Raw genomic sequence first — 19,990 nt, forward strand, 5'->3', positions numbered from 1 at the left:
CGGCGATATGCCGTGCGCAAGCCGCTCGGCTACAATGCGCACATGCAAGTTTCTCCCTCTTCCGAACGTATTGCGGCGCTGGCTGGCGCGACGGCGGCACAAGTCGCCATCGAGGTCGTTGCCGAAACCGGCTCGACCAATGCCGATCTGCTTGCGCGCGTTCCGCAATTGACGCAACCCGTCTTGCGCTGGGCGCTTGCTCAGACAGCGGGACGTGGTCGTGCCGGCCGTCAATGGCTGGCGCCCGAAAACAGTGCGCTCACTTTTTCTCTGGCGTGGCGTTTGCGCATTCCTCTGCAGGCACTGAGCGGTCTGTCGCTAGCCGTGGGTGTGGCGCTGTCGCGCGCGCTGGCACAACTCGGTGTCGATACCCGCTTGAAATGGCCGAACGATTTGCTGCGCGATGGCGCCAAACTGGCCGGCGTCCTGATCGAAACCGCAATCGATCGGCAGGATCGTCAGGCGATCTGGGTCGTCATCGGTATCGGACTCAATCTGACGCAGTCGCAAAACCTGAGCGCACAATTGGCGCGTGCCGTGGCGGATGTGGGCGAAGTACATGTTGATCGCGAACAATGGATGGCGGTGTTTCTTGCCGAGCTGAGCAGCATGCTGGCGGTCTTTGAGCAAGAAGGCTTTGCGCCGTTTGTCGGCGAGTGGAATGCGCTCGATGCCTATGCCGGCAGGGAAGTCGTGATTCTCGATCAGGGCCGTGAGTTGCACCATGGCTACACGGCAGGCGTGGATGCCAGCGCGTGCCTGCAACTGGATACGCAAGAAGGCCGCGTCAGCGTGGCTGTCGGCGATGTCTCCCTGCGCATGACGGAGCACTGAGCATGCTGCTGCTGATCGATGCCGGCAATACGCGCGTGAAGTGGGCGCTGGTGGCAAAGCCGAGTGCGGTTGAATCGCCCTCTGCATCGACACTGGGGCAATGGCACGCTGCCGGTAGCGTGACGCACGATGGGATACCGGAGTTGACCAAGGCCTTGCGAGCCATGCAGATCGAGCGCGTGCTGATTGCCAATGTCGCAGGTGCGGCAGTGCGCGAGGCACTGGAGCTATTGCTGGCAAATGTGCTGCCACCAGAGACGCCGGTCGAATGGTTCGTCTCGCTGGCGGCATGCGGTGGTTTGCGCAATACCTATCTGAATCCGGCACAGCTTGGTTGCGATCGCTTTGCTGCCGCCATCGGTGCGCATGCCTTGTTGCCAGGGCGTGACTTGATCGTGGCGACCTGCGGTACGGCCACCACGATCGATGCCGTCAGTGCAGATGGGGTTTTCCTCGGCGGCATGATCTTGCCGGGGCTGGCGCTGATGACGGCGGCACTGGCAAGGAATACGGCGCAACTGCCGCAAGTCAGCCTGCATGCGAATCCGCATCGGCCCTTTGCCGATCATACGGACGCGGCAATCGCCAGCGGTTGTCTGGCGGCGCAGGCGGGGGCCATCGAACGCGCGGTTATCGCCCATCGCTTGCATACGCAAGGCGAGGTTACTTGCATTCTCGCCGGGGGCGCGGCAGACTTGATCGCACCCCAACTGTCACTGCCGCACCAACGCATCGACAATCTCGTTCTGATCGGCTTGCAAATCGTGGCGACTTCCTCATGCTGAAGATTCTGTTTGGTGTCCTTCTGTTTCTCAATGGCGGCTTGCTGGCTTATGAACAGGGCTGGCTGACGCCGCTGATCCCATCCAGCCATGAGCCTTCACGCATGGCACAACAACTGTATCCAGAGCGACTGACGATTGTCGTGCCGGAAGCGGCAGCGCCAGCGGCAACTTCTGTGACAACATCGGCAGCATCCGATTCAGCATCGGAATCGCCGGCGAATGCGACAGTGGCGACGGCTGCCGCCAGTGGCGCAATCCCGGCCTGTCTCGAACTTGGCAATTTCGACGGCGCCGAAGCGCAGCGCTTTGAAACGAGCATCGCTGCGTTGGGCTTGGGTGATCGTCTTGCGCGCCGCACGGTGCAGGAAAGCACGCGGCATATCGTCTTCATCCCGCCACTGGGCAGCAAGGAAGCGGCAGACCGCAAGGCGGCGGAACTGGCCAAACTTGGCGTCAAGGATTACTTCGTGATTCAGGACAGTTCGCCGCTGCAATGGGGTATTTCGCTAGGCGTGTTCCGCACCGAAGACGGTGCCCGCGCGCAGTTGGCAGCGTTGACGCAACAAGGTGTGCGCACGGCACGTGTCGGCACGCAAGGTATCGGTGCGCGTCGCATCGCATTCCAGATTCGCGGTCTGGATGCGGCCGGCAAGCAGAATCTCGATCGCATCAAGGAAGCCTTCCCGCGCCAGCAGTGGCGCGACTGTGCCTGACGGGCTGACACCTTAGTCTTCCTTCTTCTGCCGTTCGCGCAGTGCTTGCAGGCAGGCGGGACACAGGCAACCCGCCTGCGGGTCGATTTCCCTTTTTCTTTCACGCGTCTGGGTCGGGCGTGGCAAGGCCATGCACCAGCAACTGGCCGCTTCCTGGCCATCGACTACGCCGCATTCGAAAGAAGTATGGCAAACGGGGCATGCACTCATGGGCGGGAACGATGGTGGGGGCTTATGTCTTTTGCGCAACAGCGCATTTGGCTTGAGGGGCGAATTTCCATGGCAGCGCCGGAAAACAGGGAGCATTCACTGTAAAATCGCGGGATCGTTATTCAGGACCTGTCATGACCGATTCTACCGTTGATCTTACTGGCGTTTCCCCACAAAACAAGGCGGAAATTCTGGCCGAGGCGCTGCCTTACATTCGCAAATTCCATGGCAAGACGATTGTCGTCAAATACGGCGGCAATGCGATGACCGAAGAACACCTCAAGCATGGCTTCGCACGCGACGTGATTCTGCTCAAGCTGGTCGGCATGAATCCGGTGGTGGTGCACGGTGGCGGCCCGCAGATCGACAATGCGCTGAAGAAGATCGGCAAGCAGGGCACTTTCGTGCAGGGCATGCGCATTACCGACGAAGAGACCATGGAAGTCGTCGAATGGGTGCTTGGCGGTGAGGTACAGCAGGACATCGTCATGCTGATCAACCACTACGGTGGCCAGGCCGTCGGTCTGACGGGCAAGGACGGTGGCCTGATCCGCGCGCGCAAGATGCAGATGCCGGACAAGGAAAAACCGGGCGAATTCCTCGACATCGGGTTTGTCGGCGAGATCGAAGCGATCAATCCAGCCGTGGTCAAAGCGTTGCAGGACGATGCCTTCATCCCGATCATTTCGCCGATCGGTTTCGGTGACGACGGCCAGGCCTACAACATCAACGCCGATCTGGTGGCGGGCAAGATTGCGGAAATCCTCAAGGCTGAAAAGCTGATCATGATGACCAATATCGCCGGTGTGCAAAACAAGAGCGGCGAACTGCTGACCGATCTGTCGGCCCGCGAGATCGACGAAATGTTCGCCGATGGCACCATCTCCGGCGGCATGTTGCCGAAGATTTCCTCGGCGCTGGATGCTGCCAAGTCGGGCGTCAATACGGTACACATCATTGACGGCCGCATCGAGCATTCGCTGCTGCTCGAAGTGCTGACCGAGCAGGCATTCGGCACGATGATTCGTTCGCACTGAGGCGACGCGCTTTGGTGAAAAGGCACACCTTCACGGTGTGCCTTTTTTGTTTGTCGGTGCCGGATGCCATGGCGCCGTTGTTTGCTACCAAATCCGACTTCCTTATTTCCTTCTTCTTGTTTAATGACACCAGGCTGTGAAACGCGGCATGCCGGCATGGTGTCAGTGTTTTTTCCATAAAAGGGCAGCCCGATCCGTAATGCTCGACCGGCATCGAACTTGGTAAACGAGACGAGTCGTGTCTTTAAAAAATCAAGGTGCGCTCAGGCGAACAGGCAGTGTCTGCCGACCTTGCCATTCCCCTGTCAATTGATTGCCGGTGCTGTTCAATATCAGGTTTGCCGTGAGGTCCCCGTTCGTATCGGTCTCGTGCAGATGAAGACTGCCATTGTTCAGCCTGCCGCTGAGCTCGATTGGCTTGCGATATCGTTCGTAAAAGTAGACGCCGGAAATCGAGCCGTCGCGATATTGCTGCAGCAGCATCACGATTGCCTGTTTGCCCAGCGCGCCTCGCAGTAACTGCCCGGCAAAGCTTGTTGGTGTTTGTGAGGTGCGTTCTGTACCGAGCAGCACATGACGACCGTAAGTCGTCATCGATGTGGCCCAGCCAGCATAAGGTAACGACAAGCTAATGTCGCCCACGTCATCCAGAGCACGCATCGCATGATTGCTGCACCGTGCCGCCTGTAATGTGAATTGCTGTGCGCCGAATTCCCATCCATACGGTTCGAGTGTGTCCAAGTTTTTGACTGGCTCAGTATTGCGTAAAAGGCATTCGCGATTGAGGGCGAGACGATCTTTCAGATCGGTCAGCGTTTCCTGATCGACGTGCTGTTTTTTTGCAGCCCGATATTCTGTTTCGAGCAGCATGATCTGCTGGCGATAGCGCTGCCGTTTTTCTTGTTGCAGACGTCGTGCCAAAGCCTTGCGTCCGTTCGATGAAAACAGATCCTCTGCCATCAGACGTCGTCCGTTCTGCTTGTCGAAACTGTAGTAGACGTTGAACTCTTCGCAATACGCACCGCAACCTTCTGCATCGAAACGCAGCGAGAGTATGCGTGCATCGTTGCGCGTTACCGTGAATGATTGTGACGCCAGACCGGCAAGATCCGCGTCGCCGGCCTTGATCGTGGCGGCAGGCTTGTTCGGTGGCAAGGCACGCAAGCGATCAATATGCAGCAACAGGTTGATGTTGGCGCTAGCCTTGTCCTCGCCGTTGCCCACATAAGGCATGTGAATGTCATCACTCGGGAAAGGACGGGTGTCGCTCGTCTGGCCGGTGATCGTCATGGTCGTGATTGACCAATCTTCGGCATGGGCAGGCAGCGAGAAAAGGCTGCAGGTCAGCACGGTGCCGCACGCCAACAGAAATAGTGATTTCATGTGATGACCTTGCGCATGACGATGGCATCGGCATTCTGTTTGGCGACGGCAGAGAAGAAATCGCCGAGCCGCATGATTTCTTCATAGCCGCATGTCGCATAGATGTGATGTGCACCAAGCCACTCCGCACTCACCAGCAAAATCGAGCTGCGCACCTGTGATAAATCACGGCAGAGCCGTGCCACGCATTGCTGAAAGAATGCACGCCCCACACCACCGCCGCGATACGCGGGATGGATGGTCATGGACGAGATGTAAAGTTGTGAGCCGCTGCTGTCGTGCGTGTCGCGAATGTCATGCCCCAACGTAAACGGCGTGGCATTGGTCGGCACCTTGGCCGACCATAGTTCCGAAGACAGATAGCCGACAGCTTGATTCCGGTCGTCAGCGAGAATCAGGAAGCCTTGTGGAAAATGTCGTAGCCGGTGTTGCATGACTTCGCGGCTTTCGCAAATGCCCGCAGCGAAGCCCAGGGTTTCGAGCATTATTATGCGATCGAGATCGTCCTCATTAGCCAGTCGCAAGGGGAGTGCTTGTCCGGGTGTGTACATGGGTGCCTCAGTAGATGCGGGTGACGCGATAGCCGCGGGTGCGCAGCAAGGCCGGCACACCGTCGTCACCCAGCAAGTGCAGGGCACCGATTGCAACGAAGATGCGCTCGCGTTTTTCGAGGAGGGCAATGATGCCATTCGCCATGCCCGGGTTGCGTTCCTTGAGCAAGACGTTGTCAATGAAGCTGGAGGTGGTGGTGTTCTCTGCGAGCATGGCTTGCTTGAGGGCGACCATCTTTGCGTGATCGGCGGTTTTCCAAGCTTCGATCAACTGAATGCCTTTCTCGATTCCCTGGTTGGCTTGCAAATCCTCCAGCGTTTCTTGCAAGTAGTCTGCCTGTTGTGCAGGTGTCAGACGATCAAACAGGGAAAGCTGGTAGCCCACCGTCTCCAGTGCGCGGACTTGCTTGTTCTCCTTGTGTGCAAGATCAAGGAAGTACTGCTCGATACCTTGTTCGCTCGGATAGCCGGCTTGCGTCATGGCTTGCAGCATCAGCAGATTGGCGACCATCCACGGTTTCAGTCGCTGTATCTGTGCGGCTGGCAGTCCGGCCTTGGCGAGCGCGTCCTGCAAGGCTTGCCATTGTGTCGGGGTGAGATGGTGGTCGATACTGTCATGCTCGGGATAAACCGCGTAGCGCGTGACGGCCTTCTGCAAATTGGCTTGATCGCGAATGTCGGCTTCGATGACCAGTGCATCGGCTTGCCGGAAGGCGCGCATCACCTTGGGTTCTAGTGGGTAGAATGCCGATTGCCCTATGTGCACCGTGCCGAACAGCCAGGCAGTGTGACCGGCGCGTTCGATGCGGTACAAGGTGCCGCGTTGCGGGATGTCTGACCGGGCGACGGTGCTGGCAACACGATTGTCGGACTTGCGCTCTGCGTGAGCGGTCGGTGCCAGCAGGCCAAGCAAGGTAATGAACAACACAGCAACACGAAACATGGGTCTTCCTGATTCGATGATGGATTAAACGATGCACACCAAGACAAGTGCGAAGAAACGCGCGAACAGACGCGCGAACGCCAGCGATCCGGTCTGGCTGTTCGATCTCGACAATACGTTGCACGATGCGTCGCACGCGATTTTCCCGGCGATCAACCTGAACATGAATGCCTACATCGCACGCGTGCTGCAGTCGTGCGGGCTGGCCAACGATACCGCTGCGGTCGATGCCGCGCGCATTCTCTACTGGCAGCGCTACGGTGCCACGCTGCTCGGTATGGTAAAGCATCATCAAGTGCGCGCCGATGAGTTTCTGCGCGAAGCGCATCGCTTCGATGATCTACCCACCATGATTCGTGCCGAACGCAGTCTGGCGCGCATCCTGCGCAAGCTGCCGGGACGCAAGATATTGCTGACCAACGCCCCGCGCAGTTACTCGCGTGAAGTGTTGCGTCACCTCGGCCTGCATCGTCATTTTGCACGCCATGTACCGATCGAAGCCATGCGCGTGCATGGACATTTGCGGCCCAAGCCTTCGCGGCCAATGCTGCGAAAGTTGCTCGCGGCAGAAGGATTATCTGCAAGCCGCTGCATTCTCGTGGAGGATACGGTGGCCAATCTCAAGGGCGCCAAGGCGCTAGGGTTACGCACGGCCTGGGTCACGCAATATCTGAGCACGGACTCGACGCGTCAGGCCGTGGCTGGCGTGCATGCAACAGCGCGAAGCACAAAACGGCCAGATTATGTGGATGTCAAAGTACAATCTGTCGGGCAACTGTTCCGGCAGCTGCATCGATTGCGTTAGTCCCGATTGCTTATCCATTCCTAAAAAATCATGGCAACCACCAAAACTGGCGAACGCAAACTCCAGATCCTGCAGATGCTGGCAACGATGCTGGAGCAGCCAAAAGGGGAGAAGATCACCACCGCCGCGCTCGCCGCCCGTCTGGAGGTGTCGGAGGCGGCCTTGTATCGGCACTTCGCCAGCAAGGCGCAGATGTTCGAAGGGCTGATCGAATTCATCGAATCGACGGTCTTCGGTCTCGTCAACAAGATCACCGAACAGGAAGAAAATGGCTTGCAGCAGGTGCAGGCCATCGTCGTCATGCTGCTCAATTTCGCCGAACGCAATCCGGGCATGACGCGTGTCATCATCGGCGATGCGCTGGTCAATGAAGATGCGCGGTTACAGGCACGCATGAACCAGTTCATTGAACGCGTGGAGCTCGCCATCAAGCAATCGCTGCGCGTCGCCGCGACACAGAGTCAGGCCAATGAAGCCGAAGTCCCCATGCGTGCCAACCTCATCGTCAATGCCGTGATCGGGCATTGGCATCGCTATGCCAAGACGGGTTTCACCATCAGCCCGACCGCTGGTATCCAGCCTCAGCTCGGCATGTTGCTTCGCTAGACTACCCGCTGCGCTCGTTCGATGCGGGCAACGTACAATAGCGCCTGACTCATTCCCGGCCTACCGTTTCTCATGCCCGTTTCTTCCGCTGCCGCTCACGCCTGCTTTGTCCTGCTCGACGATTGCCGGGCCGATGCGGCAGCGCCGCGTTCACGGCTCTACACGCAGCATCTCGATACCCTGGTTTGTACCGATGCGGCGGACTTGCCCGCAATGCTGGATGCCATGCATGTAGCGTTGCAGCGAGGACAGCACGCGGTGTTTGTGGGAAGCTATGAACTGGGTGCCGCCATGCACGGCATTGCGCCGCGTGACGGGCAGGGCAAGCTGGCGACCATTCTGCTGTTCGCCGATTGTCAGTGCATGACGCGAGAGCAGGTCGATACCTGGCTGGCTCACCATGCGGACGAACAGCCGGCCGGCGTGGCGGCCGTGCAGTCCGACACGGATCGTGCCGCCTTCGATGACGCCATGGCGCGCATTCACGCATACATCGAGGCTGGCGACACCTATCAGGTCAACTACACCTATCGTCTGCATTTCGATGCCTTCGGTTCCTTGCAGGCGCTCTATGCACGTTTGCGTGAGCGTCAGCCGGTACCTTACGGTGCGCTGATCTCTCTGCCGGACGGCAGCGCGATTCTTTCCCTGTCTCCCGAACTGTTTGTTCGTCATGACGCAAGTGTGTTGACAGCGCAACCGATGAAAGGCACGGCACCTGCGAGCGGCGTTGATGCAGCCGATGCGAGCACGGCACAGGCGTTATCGACCGATGCCAAGAGCCGGGCCGAGAATCTGATGATCGTCGACCTGCTACGTAACGATCTGGGACGTATCGCTGAAGTCGGCAGCGTCGGTGTCGAGCGCCTGTTTGATGTGCAGCGTTATGCCAGCGTGTTGCAGATGACCTCGACCGTGTACGGGCGATTGTGCGCAGAAGCGACGCTGCAGGATGTCTTTGCCGCGCTGTATCCGTGTGGCTCGATCACGGGCGCGCCCAAGCGGCGCACCATGCAGATCATCCGTGAACTGGAAGGCAGCGCGCGTGGTGTCTATACCGGCGCAATCGGCTGGTTCGATCCCGTGCAACAGGGCGAGGCAATCGGCAGCTTCTGTCTGTCCGTACCGATTCGCACGCTGCAACTCGATGCAATACAGCACGGCCTACGCAAGGGCTGCATGGGGATTGGGGCCGGCATCGTGCATGACAGTGTGGCCGCCGACGAATATGCAGAATGCCTGTTGAAGGCGCGTTTCCTGACCGGCCTGGCCTGCGATTTTCAATTGTTCGAGACGATGCGCGCGAGCGATGATCAGGTGCCATTGCTCGAACGGCATTTGCAGCGTCTGCGCCGCTCTGCACACTATTTCGGTTTTCGTTACGACGAAGCGCATGTGCGTTCCGAAGTGGCAGCCTTGTGTGCAAACCTTGCCGCAGATACTGCGCATCGCGTGCGTCTCGCGCTTGCGCATGACGGCACGGTACAAATCACCAGTGCGCCCTTAGTGCCGCTCGACGTCCCGGTCACCTTGTTGCTGGCCGATGCGCCTGTTGATGCCGACGACGTCTTTTTGCGCCACAAGACGACGGTGCGTACATGTTACGATCAGGCCTGGCGCGAAGCCGAGCAACAGGGGGCATTCGACAAGCTGTTTTTCAATCAGCACGGTGCATTGACCGAGGGTGGGCGCAGCAGTGTATTTGTGCGTATCCAGGGAGCTTGGTTCACGCCACCCTTGTCGGCAGGTTTGCTGCCGGGTGTCATGCGTGATGTGCTACTGCAAGATGCGGCGTGGCAGGCACGTGAACGGAGCTTGACGCGCGAGGATTTGCAGCATGCCGAAGAGATCGTTGTCTGCAATGCCTTGCGCGGTGTGTTGCCGGCACGTTTGAGCGAGCCGGACTGATTGCGTCTGACTGCGCATTCGCTAGAACACGAAATACGCAATTCGTCGTAGTCTTTACGCAGGCAGGCTCACTTCGAAGCAACTGCCTGACTGCACACCGCGATCGGTGCAGATTACTTCGCCACCATGACGGCGTGCAATCTGACGCACCAGACTCAAGCCCAATCCCACGCCGCCTTCGCGTTCGCTGGCACCAGACAGTCGATAGAACGGTGCAAAGATGTTCTCGCGTTCAGTCAGGGGCACGCCGGGGCCGCCATCGCAGACTTGCAATGCGATGCGGTTATCGGTGATTTTTGCCAGACGTACGGTAATCGGTGTGCCATTGCCGTAACGTCGCGCATTTTCCAGAAGGTTGCGTACCATGCGGCGCAGCAGGCGCGCATCGCCCGGCACCTCGATCGATTCGGCGTCGAGTTCTGCATCCACGCGTGCGCATTCTTCTGCCACCAGCGCGGTCATGTCGACCGGCAGGAAGGCTTGCACCGTATCGGCCGTTGCATCCAGTCGGCTGGCAAGCAGAATTTCGTCGATCAGTTGATCAAGTTCCGCGATATTGCGCTTGAGTTCATCGCGCAAGGCCGGTTGTGCATCGCTGGCTGTCAATTCCACCGCCATGCGAATGCGTGCCAGTGGCGAACGCAATTCGTGCGAGGCGTTGGCGAGCAGGGCCTTTTGCGCATCGACGAGGGCTTCGATACGTGCGGCCGAGCGATTGAAACTGCTGGCGAGGCTGGCGACTTCATCGTTGCCCTCGACGGCTATACGCGTCGATAGCTGGCCTGCACCGAGCGCCTCGACACTGGTTTGCAGGCGTTCAAGACGACGTGTGATGCGACGCACGATGGGGTAAGAGCCGATACCGATGGCAAGGCCGATCAGCGCCAGTGTGGTCGCAAAATTGAATGGCGGCGGCCGACGACGGCCCGGACGTTCCGCAACCAGCCAGCGATCATCGGGCAAACGTACTGCAAACACAGGCGGCCCGCCACCGAGCCAGCCGCTGGCGCTTTGTGCTTCATCAAGTGGCGGTAATGGTTTGCCAACGGCGGCAATGAGTTGCCGGTCGGCCGAGTACAGCGTCAGATCGGCACGCATGCGCGATTGCCAGCGTTGCAACGCAGCTTGCTGCTCTTCGTTGCTGGCGGTTGCTGGCGGCAGCACATCGGCGGCGATGGCCGCGAACGATTCGAGGCTGGGGCCGATTTGCCGGTAGTCGGCATTCCAGCGCCAGGCAGTGGCAACCAGCAGGCCGGCGACCACGAGACTGACGATCATCGCCAGATAGATGCGGACGTACAGGCGGTTTGGCCAGGCGAAGCGGCGTTTGCGAGCGTCAGACATCCTGCGCTTTCGCAAAGACATAGCCGGCACCGCGCACGGTGATGATGCGCTTGGGCTGCTTGGGATTGTCTTCGATGGCGGCGCGCAGTCGGCCGATGTGCACGTCGATCGAGCGATCAAAGGCTTCCAGTGGTTCTCCCTTGACCATGTCCATCAATTGTTCACGCGACAGCACGCGACCGGCGCGTTCTGCCATTGCAGCCAGCAGGTTGAACTGGTAGGCCGTCACTGGTCGTTCTTCCTCATCGAGGCGCAGCATGCGTGCATCCAGGTCGATTTCCAGACGGCCGAAGCGCAGCACGCGCTCATCGCTTGGCTGCCCACCTTGTTGGCGTCGCAATACGGCACGCAGACGCGCCAGCAGTTCGCGCGGTTCGAACGGTTTGGGAACGTAATCGTCGGCACCGAGTTCGAGGCCGACCACGCGGTCCATCGGATCGCCCTTGGCGGTCAGCATGACGATAGGCAGCGTTTGCAAGGGGGCTGGAAAGGCGCGAATCTGGCGACACACGTCGAGTCCGTCTGCATCCGGCAGCATCAGATCGAGCAGCACGATATCGAACGGTTGCGCATCGCTGTGGCGCAGCCGTTCCAGACCGGCGGTCGCAGTATCGCAATGCTGGACGTCAAAGCCGTTCTGGCCGAGATAGGTCGCGACCATGGCGGCAAGGCGCTGGTCGTCTTCGATCATGAGGAGGTGATGAGTCATGTGGGTAGTGTGTCGATTTGCCGGCGCGACTGCAAGCGCAAAGGCGATGATGCCTCGCGCTTGCGCTGCATCATCGCCTCGTTCTTTACAGACGCCGATTACTTGGCTGGTGGCGGTGGAGGCGGGGTATCGCCGCGACCTGGCTTGTGGTCTGGACCGCCATGATGTCGGCCATGTTCAAAACCGAATGGGCCGCGATGCTTCTTCATTTCTTCCGCAGCTTTCACGCGCTGTGCCGGGGTCAGTACTTCTGCGGCATCGGCAAGCGTCTTGGTCATGATGCGCGAACGCTGATCAGCCAATTGCTGTTCGGCGACGCGATTCTGTTCCAGTGCCTGACGATCGATTTTCGGTGCGGCCAGCAAGGCAGTGCGTTGATCGCGCAACTCGCGGCCTTTATCATGCAGCGGGCCCATTTCCTTGAACGATGTCTGAGAGATGACTTTCAGGCGTGCCTTCTGGTCAGCCGATGCATCCGGCACCAAGCGATTGATCATGCGATCAAAGCGCTGTTCCGGGTTCATGCGTTCGCGCTTGCCGTCAGGACGTTCCGGTTTTTGTGGTGCATTTTGCTGCACGTTTGGTGCCGGTTTGGTATCGACCTGTGCATGACTGACGCCGACCAGCGACATGCTGCCCAGAATGGCGGCGGTAACTCCCGCGGCCAGCAAGCGACGGCTGCGTGCACCGGTTTCCAGCACGAGCAGGGAAGTAGGGGATTGTTGCTTGTTCATGAAAGCTCCTTTTCAGTATGTGCCTGCGGGGTGCGCTGGCATGGTGTCACTGTAGGCCCGTTCTGTTGCCGTTACGCTTTTGAACCGTAAAGTAATGTAAAGGTGCATGAAACGCTTCTGTTTCCCGATGGCATGTTTTTTGCGTTTGAGTTGTTAAAGACGGCGATCCTGCACCGTCGCCGCTCACGCTTTCAAGGAGTTTTCATGCACAGACGCCGCTTTCTACATGCCGTCGGCATTGCCGCGGGTCTTGGCGTTGTGCTTCCAGTCCGCGCAGAAATTCTGCGCATGAACGATGCAATCAATCAGTCCGGGCGTCAGCGCATGTTGTCGCAACGGATCGCGAAAACGTATTTGCAGATGGGACAGGCCATCGATACCGAACGTTCGGCGCGCATCTTTTCCGACTCCATGACGCTGTTCGACCGCCAGCTCGGTGCCTTGCAGGCATTTGCACCGAATGCCGAGAATCGTGCCACGCTGGCTGAAATAAAAAAGAGCTGGGGACGTTATCGCGATCTGCTGTTGCGTGGCAAGCCGAATTGTGAGGATGCGAAATACGTGTTGCAACTCAGCGATGAAGTGCTGACACAGGCGCATACCGCGACCTTGCAACTGGAGGCTGCATCGGGCACGGCAGGCGGGCATCTGGTCAACATTGCGGGGCGTCAGCGCATGCTGTCGCAACGCATGGCCAAGTTGTATCAGGCAGCCAACTGGGGCGTGGCACCGGCAAACGGGCGCGAACAACTGGTACAGGCGCGCACCGAGTTTCTGGCGGCGATGAAGGAATTATCCGGTGCCGTACGAGAGCAACCGGCCATTGCGGCCGAACTGAATCTCGCACAACAGCAGTGGTTCTTTTTCGATCAGGCCTTGCACAGTCCCGTGAATGCAGAGAATCGCCTGCGCTTCGCCGTCAATGTCGCGACCACGAGCGAACGCATCCTTGAAACGATGGACCGCGTAACCGGCATGATGGAGCGACTGGGCTAAGCGCTGAACGTGTCAGCGATGGACCTGACCGCACACGCTGCAGGAGGTGTTACGCGCTACCTTGATACTGCTCCATTCCATGTTGCGCGCATCGAGCAGCAACAGACGACCGGCCAGCGATTCGCCAATCCCGGCAGCGAGCTTGAGCGCTTCGGCCGCCTGCATGCTGCCGATGATGCCGACCAGCGGTGAAAATACGCCCATGGTGGCGCAATTGATTTCATCGAACTGCTGGTCTTCGGGAAACAGGCAGGCATAGCAGGGGCCTGCATTTTTCGTATCGAACACGCTGATCTGACCATCGAAACGAATCGCTGCTCCCGATACCAGTGGTATGCCATGTGCGACGCAGGCGCGATTGACGGCATGACGCGTGGCGAAATTGTCGCTGCAATCGAGTACCACCGATGCTGCCGCGACTAGCTCTGCCAGCCGTTCACCTGCCAGCCGTTCCTTGAGTGCGACTATGCGAATTTCGGGATTGATCTGTTGCAGCGTTTCCTTGCCCGAATCGACCTTGTTCAAACCAACGCGTGCGGTCGTGTGCAGGATCTGTCGCTGCAGATTGGTCAGGTCCACCGTATCGTCATCGACCAGCGTGATGGTGCCGATACCGGCCGATGCCAGGTATAGCGCGGCTGGCGAGCCCAGGCCGCCAGCGCCGATGACAAGGGCATGCCCGGCCAGCAGGCGCTCCTGTCCTTCGATATCGATTTCATCGAGCAGGATGTGACGGGAATAGCGGAGTAGCTGTTGGTCGTTCATGGCGATTCTTCGTTCAATTCATGTTTATTCTCTGCCAGTAAAAAAGCCGCATCGCTGCGGCTTTTTTGCGGTTGGCGCGACTTACTTCTTGTCGTTGGCCTTGTCGCCGTTCTTGTCACCGGCGCCATTCTTGTCTTTGGCTTTCGGATCGTTGATGGTCGGCTCTTTCTTGCTTTCCACCTTTGGCGATTTCGACAGAACAACTGGCAGGCCCTTCAACTGGTTCAGTGCCTGCACAAGCTGGAAGTCATCCTTGCTGCCGAATTCCAATGGCTTGCGTTTCTTCTCGAGCGCCAGCATGCGCTGTTCTTCTTCGAGCTCATCGACGACTTGCGCATGGACTTCCGGTGATTTGTCCTTGTCGTTCGTCAGATGCTTCTGCAGATCGGCTTCGCGCAGACGCAGACCGTTGAGACCATCGCCTTCTGCCGTTTCATCGACCAGCATGTCAGGTACGATGCCGCGCGCCTGGATCGAGCGACCGCTCGGCGTGTAGTAACGTGCGGTGGTCAGCTTGACGGCGGTGTCGGCGGACAATTGGCGAATCGTTTGTACCGATCCCTTGCCGAACGTCTGTTGGCCCATGATGACCGCGCGCTTGTGATCCTGCAGGGCACCGGCCACGATTTCGGATGCCGATGCAGAACCCGAGTTCACCAGCACCACGATCGGGATTTTCTTCAGTGCAGCCGGCAGTTTTGCCAGCGGATCGCCAACAGCGCGTGTGGCGTAGAACTCGCGACGAGCATAGAACGTCTGCTTCGAATCCGGCAACTGGCCGTTGGTCGAGGTCACGACGACATCCTTCGGCAGGAAGGCAGCGGCGACGCCAATTGCGCCCGGCAGCACGCCACCCGGATCGTTACGCAGATCCAGCACCAGCCCTTTCAGATTCGGATCTTCGGCATAGAGCGCGGCGATCTTCTTGGCCATGTCATCGACGGTTGGTTCCTGGAATTGCGCGATACGCAGCCACGCATAGCCGGGTTCGACCATCTTCGACTTCACGCTCTGCACGCGGATTTCCTGACGCGTGATGGTGACGACCACCGGCTTGTCTTCTTCCTTGCGGGCGATGGTCAGCGTGATCTTGGTATTCGGTTCGCCACGCATGCGCTTGACCGCTTCATCCAGCGTCATACCTTTGACGGGGGTGGTGTCCAGACGTGTGATCAAGTCACCCGCCTTGACGCCCGCCTTGTACGCTGGCGAATCCTCGATCGGCGAAATGACCTTGACGTAACCGTCTTCCATGCCGACTTCGATGCCCAGACCGACGAACTTGCCTTGCGTGCCTTCACGCAGTTCCTTGAAGGCTTTCTTGTCGAGGTAGGCCGAATGCGGATCGAGCGATGACACCATGCCGGAGATGGCTTCGGTCAGCAGTTTCTTGTCATCCACGGGTTCGACATAATCGGATTTGATCAATCCGAACACATCGGCCAGCTGGCGCAATTCCTCAAGCGGGAGCGGCGAGCCGGTATTTTTCTGCGCGATCGCATCGAGCTGTGTTCCCATGCCGATGGCACCCGCCATCATGCCCAGACCGACCAAAGCGATATTCTTGAGTTTCGTTCCCATGTTCACCTGACAGTTACCCACCCGAGCGGGTCAAACGCGCGACCCTGATGTCGCATTTCGAAGTATAAACCTGATTGCTCGTTACCGCCGCTATTGCCTGTATTGGCAATGATGTCGCCGGATTTGACCACATCGCCCGGGCGTTTTAGTACCGATTGATTGTTGCCGTAAATCGTCATGTACTGGCTACCGTGATCGACGATGATCAGATTGCCGAAACCGCGCAGCCAGTCCGCGAATACCACGCGACCGCCAGCGATGGCGCGTACTTCGGTGCCTTCCGGTGCACGGATGAACAGACCTTTCCAGGTCGGGCCATCGCCGCGACGGCTGCCGAAACGGGCCGTCAGATCGCCGGCAATCGGTAGCCGCAGCTTGCCGCGCAAAGCGGCAAAAGCGCCATCCGGCATGCCGGGTTGTGGCGTCAGGCTGTTGCGGGCGACACTTTGCGAAGGTGGTTCGTCATCCTCGATGGCGTCGGGATTGGTGGCGGGCGGTGTACTGCGGCCAGCCTGCTGCGACGATTTTCCCGATTGTTGTGCGGCGGCAGCGGCCGCTGCACGGCGTTCGCGTTCAGCCTTGGCGCGCGCCAGACGTTCCTGACGACGTTTTTCGGCAGCGGCGGCTTCCGCCTTGCGTTGTTCCTCGATCAAGGCATTGAGGCGATTGACCAGTGTACCCAGACGCTGTTCGTTACGTTCGATGTTGCCGACTTCCTTGCGTTGCGAAGTCAGCTTGCTTGAGAGTTGGGCCAGCAGGCTGGCACGTTGCGTTTTTTCCTTTTGCAGGATGGCATGCTGCTCGCGCGCTTCGGCAGCGATCTCGTCGAGTTCGGCCTTGGCGTTTTGCACTTCTTCCTGATTTTCTTCGAGCTTTTTCAGGTTGCCCCGTAGCGATTCGATCAGCGTGGCTTGCGCGCGTGAGACATAACCCATGTATTGCAATTCGCGGTTGATGCGATTGGGGTTGTCGCCGGACAGCAGCAGCTTGATACGGTCTTCGTTGCCAGCCACGTAATGGTCGCGTAGCAGTTTGGCCAGTTGCTTTTGCTGGGTATCGACGACTTTTTGCAATTCGGCCATCTTGCGCGCCAGCTCTGCCAGTTTCGCTTCGGTACCGCGCTGTTCATCGGCCAGATCGCGCAGATTGCGCTTGGCATCCGAGATGGCCGCTTCCGATTCGGCCAGCGCATCGGCGGCATTGCTTTTCGCGCTTTCGGTACGGTCGATATCTTTCTTGAGCGAGGTCAGCTTGCGACGCAGGTCGGCGCGCTCCGCTTCGGCAGCCTGCTTTTGCTTGCTGCGATCGGTTTGTTTTTGGGCATGTGCCGGGGTGCCGATGGCGAGTGCCGCCAGCAGGGCGCACGCCAGCAAATTGCGCCGACCTGCACGGTCGGCAACCAGACGGTAAAAAAACGCGATAGACACAAGCTGGTTTCTTATTTCGCGTTTCCGGCAGCGGCGGCAGGCTGGTCGTCGCCCAGGTAATAGTGGCGAATCGGTTTCAGATTGGCATCCAGTTCGTAGACGATCGGGCGGCCATTGGGAATGTTGAGCGTGACGATATCCTGGTCGCTGATGTCGTCGAGCATCTTGATCAGGGCGCGCAGGCTGTTGCCATGCGCCGAGATGATGATGTTCTTGCCGGCGCGAATTTGCGGCGCGATGGTGTCGTTCCAGTACGGGACGACACGTTCAACAGTGTCTTTCAGGCATTCACCCAGTGGAATCTCGTCACGCTTGAGGCTGACGTAACGCGGGTCGTTGTAGGACGTGCGTTCGTCGTCGGCAGCCAGCAAGCTGGGCGGAATGTCGAAACTGCGACGCCATTGATGCACCTTGTCCTGTCCGTACTTTTCAGCGGTTTCTGCCTTGTTCATCCCTTGCAGCGCGCCGTAGTGGCGTTCGTTGAGGTGCCAGTCGCAGACGATGGGGATCCACATCAGGTCCATTTCGTCCAGCGTGATCCACAGCGTGCGGATGGCGCGCTTGAGCATGGAAGAGTAGGCGAGGTCGAAAGTAAAACCGGCTTCGCGCAGCAGCGCGCCAGCGCGTTTTGCTTCGGCGCAACCCTTCTCCGTCAGATCGACGTCGGCCCAGCCTGTGAAGCGGTTTTCCAGATTCCAGGTGGACTCGCCGTGGCGCATCAATACGATTTTGTACATGAGTCAGATAGGTGGTAAGGGGTTTTTGATGCAAAATGCCGAAGCCATATCGGTTTCGGCCGACTATTTTATAATGCCAACATTCTTTCTACTCACTGGAACGCTGTGAATTTCTTTTCCGATATCAATAATCTGATTTTGCTGGCGATTGTCGTGTTGTCGGGTGGCCTGCTGGTGGCGCACACACTGCAACGCACAGGTGCTAAGGTTTCGCCTCTGCAGGCAACACAACTTCTCAATCAGGGCAAGGCCCTGATACTTGACGTCCGAAGTGAGGAAGAGTTCGCGACCGGTCATGTCAAAGATGCAAAAAATATTCCGCTGAATGCATTGAAAGAGCGCGTCGGCGAGCTGGAAAAATTCAAGACGCGCCCTGTCGTCACGGTATGTGCACGGGGCTTGCAATCCAACAAGGCGGCCTCCATCTTGCGTAAGAATGGCTTCGAGCAGGCATCCAGCCTGCTGGGTGGCATGGAAGCCTGGCAGGCACAGGGCCTGCCGATCAGCAAGAAGAAGGAAGTAGCATGACCGCACCGGTAACGATGTACAGCACGGGCGTTTGCCCGTATTGCGTGATGGCCGAGCGTTTGCTCAAGGCCAAAGGTATCGAGGATATCCAGAAGATTCGCGTCGATCTCGATCCGCAGCAGCGTGCGCTGATGATGGAAAAGACCGGCCGTCGTACGGTTCCGCAAATTTACATTGGCGAAACCCATGTGGGCGGTTTTGACGATCTGAACGCGCTGGAGCGTGCGGGCAAGCTGGACGCATTGCTGCAAGGCGCCTGATCCATTTCAAAGCGGATATTGCATCCGCTTTCCTTGATATTTCATCCCCCGTTTTACTTACTCACTCACCTCTATCACCGAAAGAGCTTCATGGCTGACGAAAACCTGCAACCCGTATTCCAGATTCAACGCGTCTATCTGAAGGACATGTCGCTGGAGCAACCGAACTCGCCTGCGATTTTTCTGGAACAGGAAGCGCCTGCCATCGAAGTGGCGGTGGACGTGGGTGCAGAGCCGCTGGCTGAAGGTATCTACGAATCGACCGTGACGATCACCGTGACCGCCAAGGTCAAAGACAAGACTGCTTTTCTCGTCGAAGGCAAGCAGGCCGGCATTTTCGAAATCCGCAACATCCCTGAAGACCAGTTCGACCCCTTGCTCGGCATCGGTTGCCCGAACGTGATCTACCCTTACCTGCGCGCCAACATCGCCGACATGATCACGCGCGCCGGTTTCCCGCCTGTACACCTGAGCGAAATCAACTTCGAAGTGTTTTACCAGCAGCGTCTGCAGGCATTTGCCGAACAGCAGGAGCAGGCTGGCATCGTGCTGGCTGACGGCTCGACGGCCAAGCACTGAGCGGGTGCGGCGCGTGTCTTCCGCCGCTCACCGTTTTGCCTTGCGCGTCACCGCATTGCGCGGTGCGCTCGCAGGTTTGTGTGGCGGACTGCTGCTGGTCGGCGCCACGCTTGCACAGGCCGCAGAATATCGCTCCATCGCGCCTTCCTTTGCGATTCTTTATAACGCCCCGACCGAGCGTGCACGCAAGATGTTCATTGCACCGCACGGCATGCCGGTCGAGCGCATTCTCGATCTCGATGGCTGGACCAAGATTCGCGACGCCGAAGGTGATCTGTCCTGGGTGGCGACACAAGCCTTGTCGGATCGACGTACCGTCGTCGTGACCGCGGTACGCACCAGCATACTGGCGGCCATGAGCGACGCGGCGACACTTACGGCAACCGCTGACAAGGGTGTATGGTTCGACATGACAGTGCCCGCGCAAGCCGGCTGGGTCGGTGTGCGCCATCAGGATGGCACTGCCGGTTACGTACGATCGGCCGAAGTCTGGGGTGATTGAGTGATCGTCTGTTGCGTGATCCAAACAGTGTTTTTCCGTGAATAGAATTCAAC

General features: G+C 58.6%; 23 protein-coding genes. 12 read left to right on the forward strand and 11 right to left on the reverse strand.

Annotated features, from left to right (window positions below):
* Positions 1-12 precede the first annotated feature (12 nt).
* The 3 genes from QZ725_RS14015 to QZ725_RS14025 are packed head-to-tail and all read left to right on the forward strand — an operon-like array spanning position 13 to position 2,332.
* Entirely contained in the window at positions 13-834 is an 822-nt protein-coding gene (locus QZ725_RS14015; RefSeq protein WP_293780873.1) for a biotin--[acetyl-CoA-carboxylase] ligase, read from the forward strand.
* Between the two features lie 2 nt (positions 835-836).
* Positions 837-1,619, forward strand: a complete 783-nt coding sequence (locus QZ725_RS14020; protein ID WP_293780876.1) for a type III pantothenate kinase — start codon at positions 837-839, stop codon at positions 1,617-1,619.
* Positions 1,613-2,332 (forward strand): SPOR domain-containing protein, encoded by a 720-nt coding sequence (locus QZ725_RS14025; RefSeq protein WP_293780879.1) that lies wholly within the window; start codon positions 1,613-1,615, stop codon positions 2,330-2,332. Before QZ725_RS14020 ends, QZ725_RS14025 begins: the two co-directional genes overlap by 7 nt.
* Before the next feature lie 12 nt (positions 2,333-2,344).
* Here QZ725_RS14025 and QZ725_RS14030 read toward each other — a convergent pair whose 3' ends face one another.
* A complete protein-coding gene (locus QZ725_RS14030) occupies positions 2,345-2,542 on the reverse strand; it encodes a cysteine-rich CWC family protein (protein ID WP_293780882.1) in 198 nt (65 codons plus the stop codon).
* Positions 2,543-2,676: 134 nt separating this feature from the next.
* On the opposite strand from QZ725_RS14030, the gene argB reads away from it, so the two are divergent.
* Positions 2,677-3,579 carry an acetylglutamate kinase gene (gene argB, locus QZ725_RS14035; RefSeq protein WP_293780886.1) on the forward strand — a complete coding sequence of 301 codons (903 nt, stop codon included), beginning with the start codon at positions 2,677-2,679 and terminating at the stop codon, positions 3,577-3,579.
* Positions 3,580-3,831: 252 nt separating this feature from the next.
* Here the strand turns inward: argB and QZ725_RS14040 are convergent, their stop codons facing one another.
* Genes QZ725_RS14040 through QZ725_RS14050 form a run of 3 tightly spaced genes read right to left on the reverse strand, consistent with a single transcriptional unit; the run spans position 3,832 to position 6,456 of the window.
* A complete protein-coding gene (locus tag QZ725_RS14040; protein WP_293780888.1) occupies positions 3,832-4,962 on the reverse strand; it encodes a hypothetical protein in 1,131 nt (376 codons plus the stop codon).
* Entirely contained in the window at positions 4,959-5,513 is a 555-nt protein-coding gene (locus QZ725_RS14045) for a GNAT family N-acetyltransferase (protein WP_293780891.1), read from the reverse strand. Before QZ725_RS14045 ends, QZ725_RS14040 begins: the two co-directional genes overlap by 4 nt.
* A gap of 7 nt (positions 5,514-5,520) precedes the next feature.
* A complete protein-coding gene (locus tag QZ725_RS14050; protein WP_293780894.1) occupies positions 5,521-6,456 on the reverse strand; it encodes a TraB/GumN family protein in 936 nt (311 codons plus the stop codon).
* A gap of 31 nt (positions 6,457-6,487) precedes the next feature.
* Between QZ725_RS14050 and QZ725_RS14055 the strand changes: the two genes are divergently transcribed.
* The 3 genes from QZ725_RS14055 (at position 6,488) to pabB (ending at position 9,775) form a co-directional block, all read left to right on the forward strand.
* A complete protein-coding gene (locus QZ725_RS14055; RefSeq protein WP_293780897.1) occupies positions 6,488-7,261 on the forward strand; it encodes a pyrimidine 5'-nucleotidase in 774 nt (257 codons plus the stop codon).
* 30 nt (positions 7,262-7,291) lie between these two features.
* Positions 7,292-7,867: a nucleoid occlusion factor SlmA gene (gene slmA, locus QZ725_RS14060; protein WP_293780900.1), complete on the forward strand. Its 576-nt coding sequence runs from the start codon at positions 7,292-7,294 to the stop codon at positions 7,865-7,867.
* Positions 7,868-7,939: 72 nt separating this feature from the next.
* On the forward strand, positions 7,940-9,775 hold the full coding sequence (gene pabB / locus QZ725_RS14065) for an aminodeoxychorismate synthase component I (protein WP_293780903.1): 1,836 nt from the start codon (positions 7,940-7,942) through the stop codon (positions 9,773-9,775).
* A gap of 54 nt (positions 9,776-9,829) precedes the next feature.
* Here the strand turns inward: pabB and QZ725_RS14070 are convergent, their stop codons facing one another.
* The 3 genes from QZ725_RS14070 to QZ725_RS14080 all read right to left on the reverse strand — a co-directional run bounded on the left by QZ725_RS14070 (position 9,830) and on the right by QZ725_RS14080 (position 12,562).
* Positions 9,830-11,119, reverse strand: a complete 1,290-nt coding sequence (locus QZ725_RS14070) for a HAMP domain-containing sensor histidine kinase (RefSeq protein WP_293780906.1) — start codon at positions 11,117-11,119, stop codon at positions 9,830-9,832.
* Positions 11,112-11,828 carry a response regulator transcription factor gene (locus QZ725_RS14075; protein ID WP_293780909.1) on the reverse strand — a complete coding sequence of 239 codons (717 nt, stop codon included), beginning with the start codon at positions 11,826-11,828 and terminating at the stop codon, positions 11,112-11,114. Before QZ725_RS14075 ends, QZ725_RS14070 begins: the two co-directional genes overlap by 8 nt.
* Before the next feature lie 98 nt (positions 11,829-11,926).
* Positions 11,927-12,562, reverse strand: coding sequence for a Spy/CpxP family protein refolding chaperone (locus tag QZ725_RS14080; RefSeq protein WP_293780912.1), 636 nt, complete (start codon positions 12,560-12,562; stop codon positions 11,927-11,929).
* Positions 12,563-12,766: 204 nt separating this feature from the next.
* Here QZ725_RS14080 and QZ725_RS14085 point away from each other — a divergent pair, with 204 nt between their 5' ends.
* A complete protein-coding gene (locus tag QZ725_RS14085; protein WP_293780914.1) occupies positions 12,767-13,558 on the forward strand; it encodes a type IV pili methyl-accepting chemotaxis transducer N-terminal domain-containing protein in 792 nt (263 codons plus the stop codon).
* Between the two features lie 12 nt (positions 13,559-13,570).
* Here QZ725_RS14085 and moeB read toward each other — a convergent pair whose 3' ends face one another.
* The 4 genes from moeB to gpmA all read right to left on the reverse strand — a co-directional run bounded on the left by moeB (position 13,571) and on the right by gpmA (position 18,068).
* Positions 13,571-14,323 (reverse strand): molybdopterin-synthase adenylyltransferase MoeB, encoded by a 753-nt coding sequence (moeB, locus tag QZ725_RS14090; protein WP_293780916.1) that lies wholly within the window; start codon positions 14,321-14,323, stop codon positions 13,571-13,573.
* 81 nt (positions 14,324-14,404) lie between these two features.
* Complete coding sequence (locus QZ725_RS14095) at positions 14,405-15,904, reverse strand: S41 family peptidase (protein ID WP_293780918.1); 1,500 nt, start codon at positions 15,902-15,904, stop codon at positions 14,405-14,407.
* A gap of 2 nt (positions 15,905-15,906) precedes the next feature.
* Positions 15,907-17,274: a peptidoglycan DD-metalloendopeptidase family protein gene (locus QZ725_RS14100; protein WP_293780978.1), complete on the reverse strand. Its 1,368-nt coding sequence runs from the start codon at positions 17,272-17,274 to the stop codon at positions 15,907-15,909.
* A 68-nt stretch (positions 17,275-17,342) separates the two neighbouring features.
* Positions 17,343-18,068, reverse strand: a complete 726-nt coding sequence (gene gpmA / locus QZ725_RS14105) for a 2,3-diphosphoglycerate-dependent phosphoglycerate mutase (RefSeq protein ID WP_293780921.1) — start codon at positions 18,066-18,068, stop codon at positions 17,343-17,345.
* A 105-nt stretch (positions 18,069-18,173) separates the two neighbouring features.
* On the opposite strand from gpmA, the gene QZ725_RS14110 reads away from it, so the two are divergent.
* The 4 genes from QZ725_RS14110 to QZ725_RS14125 all read left to right on the forward strand — a co-directional run bounded on the left by QZ725_RS14110 (position 18,174) and on the right by QZ725_RS14125 (position 19,937).
* Positions 18,174-18,596: a rhodanese-like domain-containing protein gene (locus tag QZ725_RS14110; RefSeq protein WP_293780924.1), complete on the forward strand. Its 423-nt coding sequence runs from the start codon at positions 18,174-18,176 to the stop codon at positions 18,594-18,596.
* On the forward strand, positions 18,593-18,856 hold the full coding sequence (grxC, locus tag QZ725_RS14115; RefSeq protein WP_293780927.1) for a glutaredoxin 3: 264 nt from the start codon (positions 18,593-18,595) through the stop codon (positions 18,854-18,856). Before QZ725_RS14110 ends, grxC begins: the two co-directional genes overlap by 4 nt.
* Positions 18,857-18,946: 90 nt before the next feature.
* Positions 18,947-19,435: a protein-export chaperone SecB gene (gene secB, locus QZ725_RS14120; RefSeq protein WP_293780931.1), complete on the forward strand. Its 489-nt coding sequence runs from the start codon at positions 18,947-18,949 to the stop codon at positions 19,433-19,435.
* Between the two features lie 13 nt (positions 19,436-19,448).
* Positions 19,449-19,937, forward strand: a complete 489-nt coding sequence (locus QZ725_RS14125; protein WP_293780933.1) for an SH3 domain-containing protein — start codon at positions 19,449-19,451, stop codon at positions 19,935-19,937.
* The last annotated feature ends 53 nt before the right edge of the window (positions 19,938-19,990 follow it).

This window comes from uncultured Oxalicibacterium sp., from assembly GCF_913776015.1.
In the GTDB taxonomy this organism is placed as follows: Bacteria; Pseudomonadota; Gammaproteobacteria; order Burkholderiales; family Burkholderiaceae_D; genus Oxalicibacterium.